General features: G+C 70.3%; 9 protein-coding genes. 4 read left to right on the top strand and 5 right to left on the bottom strand.

Features of this window, described 5'->3' with window-relative positions; genetic code table 11:
• Positions 1-690, bottom strand: a 690-nt coding sequence (locus DXK32_RS22600) for a trypsin-like serine peptidase (RefSeq protein WP_162801311.1), incomplete at its 3' end; no start/stop codon positions are given.
• 21 nt (positions 691-711) lie between these two features.
• Here DXK32_RS22600 and DXK32_RS22595 point away from each other — a divergent pair.
• Positions 712-2,946: a type IA DNA topoisomerase gene (locus tag DXK32_RS22595; protein ID WP_114860569.1), complete on the top strand. Its 2,235-nt coding sequence runs from the start codon at positions 712-714 to the stop codon at positions 2,944-2,946.
• Positions 2,947-3,230: 284 nt separating this feature from the next.
• Positions 3,231-6,764: an indolepyruvate ferredoxin oxidoreductase family protein gene (locus tag DXK32_RS22590; RefSeq protein WP_114860565.1), complete on the top strand. Its 3,534-nt coding sequence runs from the start codon at positions 3,231-3,233 to the stop codon at positions 6,762-6,764.
• A 45-nt stretch (positions 6,765-6,809) separates the two neighbouring features.
• Here the strand turns inward: DXK32_RS22590 and DXK32_RS22585 are convergent, their stop codons facing one another.
• Together DXK32_RS22585 and DXK32_RS22580 are read right to left on the bottom strand one after the other, a co-directional pair.
• Entirely contained in the window at positions 6,810-8,465 is a 1,656-nt protein-coding gene (locus DXK32_RS22585; protein ID WP_114860564.1) for a tetratricopeptide repeat protein, read from the bottom strand.
• Complete coding sequence (locus DXK32_RS22580; protein ID WP_114860563.1) at positions 8,462-9,127, bottom strand: SGNH/GDSL hydrolase family protein; 666 nt, start codon at positions 9,125-9,127, stop codon at positions 8,462-8,464. Before DXK32_RS22580 ends, DXK32_RS22585 begins: the two co-directional genes overlap by 4 nt.
• A gap of 185 nt (positions 9,128-9,312) precedes the next feature.
• On the opposite strand from DXK32_RS22580, the gene DXK32_RS22575 reads away from it, so the two are divergent.
• Both DXK32_RS22575 and DXK32_RS22570 read left to right on the top strand, forming a co-directional pair.
• Positions 9,313-9,735 carry a hypothetical protein gene (locus DXK32_RS22575; RefSeq protein ID WP_114860562.1) on the top strand — a complete coding sequence of 141 codons (423 nt, stop codon included), beginning with the start codon at positions 9,313-9,315 and terminating at the stop codon, positions 9,733-9,735.
• Positions 9,736-9,737: 2 nt separating this feature from the next.
• A complete protein-coding gene (locus DXK32_RS22570; RefSeq protein WP_114860561.1) occupies positions 9,738-11,780 on the top strand; it encodes a tetratricopeptide repeat protein in 2,043 nt (680 codons plus the stop codon).
• Positions 11,781-12,011: 231 nt separating this feature from the next.
• Here DXK32_RS22570 and DXK32_RS22565 read toward each other — a convergent pair whose 3' ends face one another.
• Together DXK32_RS22565 and DXK32_RS22560 are read right to left on the bottom strand one after the other, a co-directional pair.
• Positions 12,012-12,962: an anti-sigma factor family protein gene (locus DXK32_RS22565; RefSeq protein ID WP_205215804.1), complete on the bottom strand. Its 951-nt coding sequence runs from the start codon at positions 12,960-12,962 to the stop codon at positions 12,012-12,014.
• Positions 12,962-13,471: a sigma-70 family RNA polymerase sigma factor gene (locus DXK32_RS22560; protein WP_114860560.1), complete on the bottom strand. Its 510-nt coding sequence runs from the start codon at positions 13,469-13,471 to the stop codon at positions 12,962-12,964. The genes DXK32_RS22565 and DXK32_RS22560 overlap by 1 nt, the downstream gene beginning before the upstream one ends.
• Positions 13,472-13,558 lie beyond the last annotated feature (87 nt).

Raw genomic sequence — 13,558 nt, 5'->3', positions numbered from 1 at the left:
ATCCCCGCCCCTATCTCCGCCCCTATCTCCACTGGGCGTGCGCACCAGCAGCGCCGCCCCGCTCACCCCGCGCGTCCCGTCGCAGTCATGGACCAGCAGCGGGCCGCGGTCGGTGTCGTTGACGCCGCGCGCCGCGCAGGCGGTGTCGGCAGTGACGAGGTGCGCCCGATCCTGGCTGTAGCCGCCCAGCATCAGCGGCGTGCCGGCCTCCGGCGGGACTCGGGCGAGCGGCAGCGGCGGCATCCCCTCCGGCGCGTCGCCGTCCAGCGTCAGCACCGCCCAGTCGCCGACGAGCCCGTCGAGACGCCGCTCCTTGTCATAGGGCCCGCCGGTCTCCAGCGCGGCGACGGCGCGGTGCTGCCGGTACTCCCCGCGCTCGTAGCCGAACAGGACGTGCAGGGAGGAGGCCGGCAGGAAGCGCTGCGCCCGGTTGAGCAGGCAATGGGCGGCGGTGACCACCCGGCGCGGCGCCACCAGCACGCCGGTGCAGCGGGCGCCGAGATTGCTCTGCACCTTGACGAGGCTGTTCCACGGCGCGTGGCTGGCGTCCACCACCACCCGCCGGTCCGTCGCCCCGATCCCCGGCAGCAGCGGGTTCTGCGCCGTGGCAGGGAGTGCGGCTGCGAGGAGCGGCACCGCAATCAGGAAGCCGCTCAGAAGAGCCTTCAAGTGTTCTTGATACGTTTTCATGTTCGTCTTACCATGGCGGTCATGGCCACGCTCATCATCACGGAAAAATCCAGTCAGGCAAAGGACCTGCGCGCCGCGCTGGGAGATCGCTACGGGCGCATCCTGCCGGCCGAGGGGCATCTGCTGCGGCTGGCCGAGCCCGACGAGGTCAACCCGGACTGGAAGCGCTGGGCGCCCACCCTGCTGAAGCCCGACGGACTCTACCCGACCCGGCCGGACAGCGGCGGTAACAAAACGGCGAAGCTGGCGGCCATCAAGGCGGCGCTGAAGGGCTGCGACCAGGTCATCCTCGCCACCGACTGCGACCGCGAGGGGCAGCTGATCGGTCAGGAGATCCTGGAGCATCTGGGCTTCCGCGGGCGGGTGCAGCGCGCCCTGTTCACCGCCCAGGACCCCAAGACGATCCGCGACGCCTTCGCCAAGCTGAAGCCGAACACCGAGCTTCGCCCGCTCTACGAGGCGGCGGTGGCGCGCCAGCAGGCCGACCAGATCTTCAACCTCTCCCTGACCCGCACGGCGACCAAGACGCTGCTGGCGCCGGGGACTCGCGGCGTGATCGGCATCGGGCGGGTGAAGACGCCCACCCTGTCCATCGTCTGCCTGCGCGAGTTGGAAATCCGCAACTTCAAGCCGGAGGATTACTTCGAGGTCGTGGCGACGGCCACCGCCGCGGGCGGCTCCTTACTAATGCGCCACGCCCCACCGCCGAAGGACCGCATCAAGGACCGCGCCCGCGCCGAGGCCATCGCCCGCGCCGCCGACGGCCATGGCGGGCCGCTGTCGGTGACGGTGGAGGACCGGCGGCAGGCCCCGCCGAAGCTCTACGACCTGCCCGCTCTGCAGAAGACCTGCGGCCAGCGCTGGGGTTGGACCGCCGACCGCACGCTGGAGGTCGCGCAGGAGCTTTACGACGGCGACGGCAAGAAGCTCATCACCTACCCGCGCGCCGAGGCGCGGTATCTGTCGGAGAACCAGATCGCCGACGTTCCGGCGATCACCGGGGCGCTGACCCGGCTGCGCGGCTTCGCCCATCTCGACCTGTCCCGCCCGGTGATCCGCCGCGGCAAGTCCGGCCATTTCTGCGACAAGGCGCTGGAGGGCGTGTCGCACCACGCCATCGTGCCCAACGTCAATGTGCTCGACGATCTGGAAAGCCGGCTGAACCGCCTGACCGACGACGAGAAGCGGCTCTACGCGCTGATCTGCCGCTCCTACCTCGCCGCCGTGATGCCCGACTACGAGTACCGGCAGACCACCGTCCTGATGAACGTGCCGGTCGAGGGCAAGCCGGTGATCTTCCGGGCGGTCGGGCGCATCCCCCTGAAGCTCGGCTGGAAGGCGGCCTTCGGCTCCGCCGAGACGGACGGCAAGCCCGACGAGAAGGAGGAGGAGCAGACCCTTCCCCCGCTGACCGACGGCGAGCCCGCCCGTCTGTCCGACCCCCGTGTGGAAGCCAAGCGGACCCAGGCGCCACCGCGCTACAACGAGGGCACGCTGGTCGACGCCATGCAGAACGCCTGGCGCTTCGTCGAGGACCCGGCGCTGCGCGACCGCTTGAAGGAAGCCAAGGGCATCGGCACCCCGGCCACCCGCGCCGAGATCATCAAGGGCCTGCGGCGGCAGAACCTGCTGGGCGCCGACGGCAAGTGGCTGGTGCCCACCCCCGCCGGGCTGCAACTGTTCGAGACCCTGCGCGGCGCCGCCCCCACGCTGGTCGATCCCGGCACCACCGCCCTGTGGGAGATGCGGCTGGACGAGGTGGTCGTCGGACGCGCCGATTTCCGCAGCGTCATCGACGGCATCGCCGACGAGGCCGGGCGGCTGATCGGGGTGCTGGTCGGCAACCGGGGGCCGGCGGTGGACCTCGGCGTGCGCGGCGGTCCGATCCGCGCCGGACGGGGCACCGGAAGGCGGCGCTCCGCCAACCCGCGCGCCGCCGGAACGACGCCGCGCCCGCGCGCCCGCAAGACGGCGGTCGCCACGGCGGGCCTGGTCGGTGACGACGGCGAGGCGCCGAAGAAGCCCCGCCGCACCCGCAAGGCGAAGCCGGCCTCGGAGATGCCCGAAAGCCCGGTCGCCGACGCCGTCCCGGCGGCACCCGGCGCACCGTCCAGCGGCGCGCGGCGCAAGGCGCCGACCGACAAGATGGTCGCCTTCGCCCGCAGCCTCGCCGAACGCAAGGGCGTCGAACTTCCGGATGCGGCGCTCCAGGACTTCGATTCCTGCCGCCAGTTCCTGGACCGGCACGCCCGCTGAGCACCGGTCGTCCGTCTCCCCCACCATCGGGAACGGTTCCTCACCGGCGCCGACCTGCCGATGGACGCGAGCGGGAATGTCCCGCCGAAGGGCGATTCACGCCCGTCCGTTTCACAGCGCTGCGAGCGCTGGACCGTTCCTTGCTTTTTGCACGGGGAGGCTTGGCGCCGGTTGCCGAATAAGACAGCCTTCATTACCTTTTGGCTTGACGAACAAACATAAGAAGCGGCGCGGCGAACGCGCCCGGCCAGCGCTTTTCAGGGCGCCACAAAGGGGATGGAACAATGGCTCTCGCAACCGTGACCCTGCCAACCGTGACTTTGGACGACAAGTACGCGCTTGAACAAGGGCGCGTGTACCTGACGGGCACCCAGGCGCTGGTGCGCCTTCCGATGATGCAGCGCCAGCGCGATCTTGCCGCCGGGCTGAACACCGCCTGTTTCATTTCGGGTTACCGCGGATCGCCGTTGGGCGGCTTCGACCAGAATTTGTGGAACGCGCGCACGTTCCTGGAGAAGAACCACATCCGCTTCCAGCCCGGCGTGAACGAGGAGCTGGGCGCCACCGCCGTCTGGGGCAGCCAGCAGGTCGGCATGTTCCCCGGCGCCAAGTATGACGGCGTCTATTCCATGTGGTACGGCAAGGGTCCGGGCGTCGACCGCTCCGGCGACGTGTTCAAGCACGCCAACGCCGCCGGCACCGCGCGCAACGGCGGCGTGCTGGTGCTGACCGGCGACGACCACAACGCCAAGTCCTCCACCTTCCCGCACCAGTCCGAACACGCCTTCATGCACGCGATGATCCCCGTGCTGAACCCGTCGGGCGTGCAGGAGATCCTGGATTACGGCCTGATCGGCTGGGCGATGAGCCGGTATTCGGGCTGCTGGATCGCCATGAAGACGATCGCCGAGACGGTGGACACCTCGGCGTCGGTTTATATCGACCCGCACCGCGTCAGCCCGATCGTCCCCGCCGACTTCGCGATGCCGCCGGGCGGCCTGAACATCCGCTGGCCCGACCCGCCGCTGGAGCAGGAATACCGGCTGATGAAGCACAAGCTGTACGCCGCCCTGGCGTTCGCGCGTGCCAACCGGCTGGACAAGGTGATGGTGTCCTCCCCCCGCCCGCGCTTCGGCATCGTCACCACGGGCAAGAGCTATCTGGACGTCCGGCAGTCCTTCGACGAGTTGGGCATCACCGAGGCGATGGCCGCCGACTGGGGCCTAACCGTCTACAAGGTCGGCATGCCCTGGCCGCTGGAGCGCGACGGCGTGCGCCACTTCGCCGAGGGACTCGACGAGATTGTCGTGGTCGAGGAGAAGCGCGCGGTCATCGAGAACCAGCTCAAGGAGCAGCTCTACAACTGGCACCCCGACGTCCGCCCGAAGGTGGTCGGCAAGTTCGACGAGCACGGCGAGTGGATCCTCCCCTCCGCCGGTGAGCTGTCGCCCGCGCAGATCGCCGTGGTCATCGGGCGCCGGCTGGAGCGCTTCGTCGACAACGAGAACCTGAAGCGCCGCGTCGCCTTCCTCGACGCCCAGGAAAAGCATAAGGCCCATCAGGCCCGCGTCATCCGCAAGCCGACCTTCTGCTCCGGCTGCCCGCACAACACCTCCACCCATGTGCCGGAGGGCAGCCGCGCGCTGGGCGGCATCGGCTGCCACTACATGGCGACGTGGCTCGACCGCAAGACCGACACCTTCACCCAGATGGGTGGCGAGGGCGTGCCCTGGGTCGGTCAGGCGCCCTTCACCGAGGAGAAGCACATCTTCGCCAACCTCGGCGACGGCACCTACTACCACTCCGGCATCCTGGCCATCCGCCAGTCCATCGCGGCCAAGGCCAACATCACCTACAAGATCCTGTTCAACGACGCCGTGGCGATGACCGGCGGCCAGCCGGTGGACGGCACGCTGACCGTCCAGTCGCTCGCCAACCAGCTCCGCGCCGAGGGCGTGGGCCGCATCGTCGTCGTCTCCGACGAACCGGAGAAGTACGGCATCGGCGACGGCCTGCCCCAGTACACCAGCGTCGAGCACCGCGACGACCTGGACCGCGTGCAGAAGGAGATGCGCGAGGTCTCCGGCGTCAGCGTCCTGATCTATGACCAGACCTGCGCCACTGAGAAGCGCCGCCGCCGCAAGCGCGGCAAGATGGTCGACCCGGCCAAGCGCGTCATCATCAACGAGCTGGTCTGCGAGGGCTGCGGCGACTGTTCGGCCAAATCCTCCTGCGTGTCGGTGGTGCCGCTGGAGACCGAGTTCGGGCGCAAGCGCCAGATCGACCAGTCGAGCTGCAACAAGGACTATTCCTGCACCAAGGGCTTCTGCCCGAGCTTCGTGACGGTGGAGGGCGGGCAGCTCCGCAAGCCGAAACCGGTCGAAGTCAAGGCGGGCGCGGCCAAGGCCGGGGCCGACCCGTCCGACCTGCGCACCCCCACCCTGCCCGCGCTCGACCGGCCCTGGGGCATCTACGTCACCGGCGTCGGCGGCACCGGCGTGGTGACCATCGGCGCCCTGCTCGGCATGGCCGCCCACATCGAGGGCAAGGGCGTCGGCGTGCTCGACATGACCGGCCTCGCCCAGAAGGGCGGTGCGGTGACCAGCCACATCCGCATCGCCGCCACGCCGGAGGACATCCATTCCGTCCGCATCGCGGCGGGCGGAGCCGACGCGGTGGTGGGCTGCGACCTGATCGTCGCCGGGGCGGGCGACGCCCTGTCGAAGATGGCGCACGGTCACACCCGCGCGGTCATCAACACCCACGACACCATCACCGTGGACTTCCTGAAGAAGCCGGACTTCACGGTGCCGGTCCGCGATCTGGTGGCCGACATCCGCAAGGCCTGCGGCGAGGGGGCGGTCAACGCCTTCGACGCGACCAAGCTGGCAACCGCGCTGATGGGCGACAGCATCGCCACCAACCCCTTCCTGATGGGCTACGCGTGGCAGAAGGGTCTGATCCCAATCACCGCCGAGGCCATCCTGAAGGCCATCGAGCTGAACGGCGTGGCGGTCAAGATGAACACCGACGCCTTCAACTGGGGCCGCCGCGCCGCCGTCGATCTGGCCGCCGTGGAGGCCGCCGCCAACCCGCCGCAGGAGCAGGCCGCCGCCAACGACCTGTTCATCCTCGACCAGCGCCGCCCCTCGGCCAGCCTGGACGAGGCCATCGCCCGCCGCACCGCCTTCCTGACCGACTATCAGGATGCCGCCTACGCCAGCCGCTACCACGCGCTGGTCGATTGGACGCGGCGCGTCGAGGGGCAGAGGCTCCCCGGCTCCACCGCCCTGACCGAGGCCGTGGCCAAGGGCTACTTCAAGCTGCTCGCCTACAAGGACGAGTATGAGGTGGCCCGGCTCTACACCGACACCGGCTTCGTCGAGCAGGTCGGGCGGATGTTCGAGGGCGACTACAAGCTGGTCTTCCACATGGCCCCGCCGGTGATGGGCGAGAGCGGCGAGGACGGCGGCGAGCCGAAGAAGAAGCGCTTCGGCCCGTGGATGCTGAAGGCCCTGCGCCTGCTCGCCAAGGGCAAGCGCCTGCGCGGCAGCCCGCTCGACCCGTTCGGCTGGCTGGCCGAGCGCCGCATGGAGCGCCGCCTGATCGCGGAGTACGAGGCGATCATGGGCGAGATCCTGCACGGCCTGACCCGCGCCAACCACGCCACGGCGGTGGAGATCGCCCGTCTGCCGCAGGAGATGCGCGGCTACGGCCCGGTGAAGGCCCGCAACGTCGCTGCCGCCAAGGCGAAGGAGGCCGCCCTGCTGGACGGCTTCCGCCAGCCCGCCGCCCCGCAGCCGATGGTCGCGGAGTGAGCCGCCACCGTCCCCGCGCCCCCTCAAGCGGCGCGGGGACGGTGGTCATGGTGCGGCCAGGGCGGCCAGATCGCGGCGCAGCCGCTCCACCGGCTCCGTCCAGTCGCCGAACACGGCTTGGCGGTAGAGGCGCGCGGTCGGGTACCAGGGCGAGTCCGTCCGCCCCTGCATCCAGCGCCACTCCGCCCCTTGGTCGAGCAGCACCGCCACCGGCTTCCCCAGCGCCCCGGTGAGGTGGGCCACGGCGGTGCAGGGGCTGATGACGATGTCCAGCGCCTGGATCGCCGCGGCGGTGTCCGCGAAGTCGCGAAGTTCCGTCCCAAGGTCGAGGACCGGGCCGAGCGGGGGGAAGCGCTCCAGCTCCGAACGCCCGTGGGCGACCTGGAGCAGGACCGCCGTCACGCCCGGAACGCCGGTCAGCGGCCGCACCGCCCCGAACCCCGGCGAGCGCTGGCGGTGATAGGGGAAGGCCACCGAGCCGTGCCAGACCAGCCCGGCCTTCACCCCACTGAGCCCGGCCAGCCGGTCCGCCCAGCGCCGCGACGCCGCGTCGGGCGCCCGCAGATAGGGAACGGCGGCGGGCACGCTGTCCAGATCGCTGCCCAGGCGATGGATCAGGCTCATGATGGGAATCTGGACGTCGTGGGCCGGCGGCGGGCCGTCGAGGCCGGACAGCTCGTCCAGCAGCTCCGACGCGCGGAACAGGTCGAGCAGCCCCTCCGGCCCGTGGAAGGCCACGCGCATCCCCCGCGCCCGCAGCAGCGGGGCGTAGCGGATGAACTGGATGGCGTCGCCATGGCCGCGGTCGGCGTGGATCAGCAGCGTCCGGCCCGGCTCGACCCGACCGTCCCACATCGGCCGGCTGTAGGTCCGCGATGGCATGAAGGCGGGCAGGCTCAGCCGCGCCTCGTATTCCACCGCCCCGGCGCGCAGGCGCCCGGTGAGCATGCGCAGCGTCCCGCGCCCCGCCCGCGCCGTGTCCATCCCCGGCGACAGACGCAAGGCTCGGTCGAAGGCGGCCTCGGCCAGAGCGACCGCGTGCCGCCCCAGCCCGACGAAGCCCAGGTTGGCCCAGTGCTCGGCCGTGGACGGTTCGAGTGCGACAGCCCGGCGCAGCGCCCCCCGCGCCTCGTCCTGCCGCCACGCCGCCAGCAGCGCCGCTCCCGCCGCCCCCCAGGCGGCGGCCGTGCCGCGCAGCGCCGCCAGCCGGGCGAAGGCGTCGGCCACCGCCTCCGGCCGATCCGCCTTACCCAGCGCCTCCGCCAGATTGTTCAGGCTGCGGGCATGGCCGGGGGCCAGAACCAACGCCAGACGGTAGAGCGCCACCGCGGCGGCAACGTCGCGCGTGCCCAGCCGCAGGTCACCGAGGTCGCAGGCAAGATCGGGCGACAGCACGCCACGGCGCACGGCGCCGGCCAGCAGGGCCGCCGCCCGGTCCGCACGCCCCTGGCGCTTCAGGCATTCCGCCTGGCTGCGTGGGTAATTGGGGTTGTCGGGCGCGCAGGCGGACGCCCGGCGGAAGCGCGCCTCCCCTGCGGCGGGGTCGCCGGCGGAAACGGCCAGAACGCCCAGGATGTTCCAGCCCTCGCCATGGCCGGGGACCAGCGCCAGGGCACGAACCACCCGGCGCTCCGCCCCCGCCCGGTCGCCCCGCTGGAGCGCGGCGGCGCCCGCGCGAAGAAAGTCCATTGCGTCGGTCATGGCGGCAGGTCCAGCGCGTTGAGGGCCTCCGCCCAGACCTCGGCGGCGCGGATGGGGTGGAGGTGGTGGTCGCCGGGATTCGGGCTGCGGAACGCCTCGGCGACCAACCCGGTTTCCGGGTCGGTGATGCGCGGCGTGATGTCGACGAAGGGCAGCCCGCGCGCCTCCGCCGCGTCGCGCAGGCGGGCGTTGTAGCGGTGGGTCAGTTCGGTGCGCTGGCGCAGCGTGGCGGTGACCTCGTGCCGGGCGCGGGCGACCTTGCCGCGGGCTTCGCCGTCGCGAATGGTCGGCAGCACCGCACCGGTCAGCACCAGCGTGGGATAGCCGCCCGCCAGCAGGTCGTCCAGGAAGGCGGCGCAGGCGACCACCGACTCCTCCAACTGCCGCTCGACGCCGTCGCCGTGCCTCTGCGCCCGCCACCAGATGACGAAGCCGCAATCGACCTCGCCGAGCTGGATCACCGGGATGGCGTCCGGATGGGCGGGCAGCAGCGCCTCCTTGAACAGGGCGACCGCGTGGGTCCGGCTCTCCGGGTTGCGCAGCCCGACCGCGGTCGCCCCGGGAACCAGCAGGCAGCGCGCCGGCCGGTCGAGCAGGCGGATCGTCGCGGCGATCTCGAAGGATTGCGCATGGCTGTCGCCGATGAAGTACCAGCCCCGCATGCCCCACGTTCCACGCCGTTCCCTGCGCATTGTGGAACGGCGCCGGGGTGGGAGTAAACCGGGAAACGAGCGGCCCGCCCCGCATTGAACCGAACGCTTCGCAACGGCGCGGCTGCACGCCTCATGGCGTGCATTTCCAGGGCATTTTCTCTATTTTCGATTAAGAGCTTGCAGGGAGGCATCCGATGGATACGCAGATCATCGATCTTGCCAAACAGGTCACGACGGCGGTCGCGCCGTTCCTTCCGGTTCTTGAACCGATCCTGACCGGAGCGGGCGAAAAGCTCGGGGGCGTCGCCGCCGGTGCCGGGCTGGACCGCGCGAAGGCGCTGTGGGCCAAGCTGTCCGCCGCCGTCCGGGGGAACGAGGACGCCCGCAAGGCCGCACAGGAGGTCGCCCAGGCACCGGACGACGAGGACGCCGTGGCGGCCCTGCGCCTGCAAATCCGCAAGCTCCTGGCTGCGAATCCCGGCTTGGCGGCGGATTTGGCCGATGCGCTGAACAGCGGCGGCCGTGTTGTGGCATCGGGGACCGGGGCGGTCGCCATCGGGGGCAATGTGTCCGGTTCGACCATCGTCACCGGCCGTGGCAACAGGGTGGGACGCTGACCATGGGAGGCGGTGCGGAGGCGTCCGGTGATGGTTCGGTGGCGGTCGAAGGCGATATCCGCCAATCCACTGTCTATACGAACCCGATCATCCACAATCACCCGCCTGCCGCGCCGGGGTACTCTCCCCGTCACCAGCTCCCCTCCGACCTCCCGGACTTCACCGGCCGCGAGACGGAGGTCAAGGCCCTCACCGACGCGCTGGACCGCGACGGCGGAGGAGCGGCGGCGGTCAGCGCGATCCGGGGGATGGGTGGCATCGGCAAGACCACGCTGGCCGTCCACGCCGCGCGGCGGCTGCTGGACCGCTACCCCGACGCCCAGATCCTGGTGAACCTGCAAGGCCACAGCGAGGCGCCCTCCATGATCCCGGTCGAGGCGATGGCCCATGTGGTCCGCGCCTTCCACCCGGAGATGAAGGCGGAGGACGACCCGCAGCGGATGGAGGCCATTTACCGCTCCGTGCTGGCGGGGCAGCGGGCGCTCATCATCCTGGACAACGCCGCCGACACGTCCCAGGTCGAATCGCTGGTCCCTCCCCCGCCCTGCGGCCTGATCGTCACGGCGCGGGACCCCATCCGACTGCACGGCGCCGTCCCGCTGAGGCTCGGCCTGCTGCCGCGCGAGGAGTCCGTTGCCTTGCTGCGCTCCGCCGCCCATCCCGCGCAGGCGACGGAGGAGGAGTGGCACCGGATCGCCGAGTTGTGCGACGACTTGCCGCTTGCCCTGCGCGTCGCCGGGTCCTTCCTCGCCCACGCGGAGGATTGCAGCGCCGCCGACTACATCGCCGACCTGACCGACGCGCGAAACCGGCTCGACCATCTGACGGTGAGCGGCACGCGCGGCGATGTCGGCGCCGTCTTGGCTCACAGCGCCCGCCGCCTCGCCGAAAGCGACCCGGCGCTGGCGGCCTTGTGGCAATGCCTGAGCGTGTTCCCGGCGGACTTCGACCGCCCGGCGGCAGTGGCGGTGTGGGGGATCGAGGAGGAGAAGGACGCGGTGAGGCCGTTGGGGGCGTTGCTGGAACGTGGCTTGCTGCTGTACGACGGCGACACGAAGCGTTACCGCCTGCACGACCTGATGCGGCCGTTGACGCGCGACGTGTTCGCGGCGTTGCCGGACAAGAACCCCTCTCCGGGTTCGGGACAGAGACTTGAGAACGCTCAGGCAATGTTTGCATTGCACTGCACGGCTGTGCTCGCTGCCGCCGACGTTCTGTTTCTGGAAGGTGGCGAGGGCATTTGCATGGGCCTCGCTCTTTACGATCGGGAATCCATCAATATTCTGGCGGTCGCGGACTGGGCGATTGAAAAGACGGATTGTCACGAGGCTGCGCGGATCCTAACAAACCGCCTCCCAAATGCGGGTGTCTACGTATTCAGCCTCCGTCTTCCAACCCGCCGTCGCATTGGTCTGCTGGAGGCCGCAGTACGAGCCGCGCAATCACTCGGTGATAAGAGAGCCAAAGGCAGTCACCTCGGCAATCTCGGCATTGCCTACGCCGACTTGGGCGAGACACGGCGCGCCATCGACCATTACGAGCAGGCCCTGCTCATTTCCCGCGAAATCGGCGATCGGCGCGTGGAGGGCAACGCCCTCGGCAATCTCGGAAATGCCTACGCCGACTTGGGCGAGACACGGCGCGCCATCGACCATTACGAGCAGGCCCTGACCATTTCCCGCGAGATCGGTGACCGGTGCGGCGAGGGCAGCGCCCTCGGCAATCTCGGAAATGCCTACGCCGCCTTGGGCGAGACACGGCGCGCCATCGACCATTACGAGCAGGCCCTGACCATTTCCCGCGAGATCGGCGACCGGCGCGGCGAGGGCAGCAACCTCGGCAATCTCGGAAATGCCTACGCCGCCTTGGGTGAAATCAAGCAGGCTGTTGATTGTTTGGAACAGGCGCTTGCCATCTTCGAAGCCATCGAAAGCCCCGTTGCCGAACGGGTCCGGCGAAGGCTGGACACACTGCGTGGTCAGGCCGACGCAGGTCGGTTTCGGCGATGGCTTGGCCGGCTTCGTCGCACGCTGGGGATGGCCTGACAACCCGCCCCATCGGCGCCGGCGTCGGGCGGAAAGGCGCCCTTCCCACGGCATCCACCGTCCTCATCGTCACCCCCGCGCAGGCGGGGGGCAAGGACACTCCGCAGACGCGTCCCTGAACGGGCTGGATTCCCGCCTTCGCGGGAATGACGGGTGAAGGGGGTGGCAGCAGGCGGGAAAAGCGCGGTAGGGCGGAGGGACCGCGACCCACGGTCCCCGCCCCTCCCCGCCTCAGCTGTCCTTCGGCTTGTGCGTGTCGCTGATCGGCTGGACGCCGGCGGGCGGCTGGTCCTGCTGCTGGGGCTGCTGCTCCTGCTGCTGTTGCTGTTGGGGCTGCTGGTTCTGCTGGGACTGCGGCTCGGGGCGGCGCGGGCCGGCCTTGACGTCGTTGTAGACGGCTTCGGCGACGCGCAGCAGGTCCTCCTTGGACATCCGGCCGGCCAGAGCGTAGGCCAGCGGGCCTTCCACCCAGTAGATGGTCGCCACGTCGCCGTTCTGCGAGAAGCCGAACTTGGCCGGGTTGCCGGAGCGCGGGGCGCCGACGAACAGGGTGACCCGCTTGTTCGCCTCGTTCACGTACATGTACTGGGCGCCGGCCCCCAGCTCGGTGGGCAGCGACCGCCCGCCGATCAGCCGCAGCCCGACCCCGCCGAGGTCCGGGCCGAAGACGTCGCGGCCGACGCGCTTGGACAGCCAGCTGTTCAGTTCGTCCTGGTTGTCGGCGCCAAGCTCCACCTGGAAGCGCTCGTCGGAGGTGTAGAAGCGGTGTGCCTGGGTGGCCTCCTCGGCGAAGGTCTGGAGCGTCTGGCGCTGCTGGACGACCGGCGACTGGTCCACAGCACCACGGCCCAGCCAGCCGCCGCCGGCCCCGCCGACGATCAGCATCACCGCCGCGGCCATGCGCACCCAGTGGCGGGCGTGCCAGGGGGCGGCGTTGTCGTTGCCGGGCATCCGCCCGCGCAGCTTGCCCGTCAGCTCATCGACCGGGCCGCTGGCCGGCTCGCGCAGCACGGGGTCGAAGAGTTCGTGCAGCAGCGCGGCCTGGGCGCGGTAATCCTCCGCCCGGCGGGCGGCGTCCGGGTCGTCGGCCAGCCATCGCTCCACGAAGAGCCGGCGTTCCGGAGCCAGTTGCCCATCCACATAGGCGTGCAGTTCGTCGTCCGTTACGCAATGCGCGTTCATCACTTCACCCGCCTGAGGGCCACCGAGCCCTCGTTCGCCAGCTTCGCCCTGACCGCCTCGCGCGCCCGCGAGAGGCGCGACATGACGGTCCCGATCGGCACGCCGAGCGTCTCGGCGACCTCCTCGTATTTCAGGCCCTCCAGCGCGACGAGGAGCAGCACCTTGCGCTGTTCCTCCGGCAGCTCGTCGAGCGCGCGCATCATTTCGCGCAACTCCACACGTTCCTCCTGCCGGGCCGGGGTCACCAGCTTCGACTCGACGCTGTCCACATCGACCTCGTCGGGCCGCGACGCCTTGGAGCGGACCTGATTGACGTGGACGTTGTGCAGGATGGTGAAAAGCCACGCCCGCAGGTTCGTCCCCGCCTTGAAGGTGTCGGCGCGCGCCACCGCCCGCGTCAACGCCTCCTGCACCAGATCCTCGGCATCCGAACGGTTGCGCAGCAACGCGCGCGCGTAGCGGCGCAGCGACGCAATGTGGACTTCCAGCTCGACCCCGAACGTGCTCAAACGCGCACCCGATTGTTGCCTCGAAGGCTCCACGGACCGCCGGGTGGCGGATCATGGCACTCCTTCAGGTAGGAACGGGTGGCGCGC

Source organism: Azospirillum brasilense (assembly GCF_003349955.1).
GTDB classification, from domain to species: domain Bacteria; phylum Pseudomonadota; class Alphaproteobacteria; order Azospirillales; family Azospirillaceae; genus Azospirillum; species Azospirillum brasilense_B.
The sequence above is the reverse complement of the archived record's forward strand: the minus strand, read 5'-3'. Positions and strand labels throughout refer to the sequence as shown.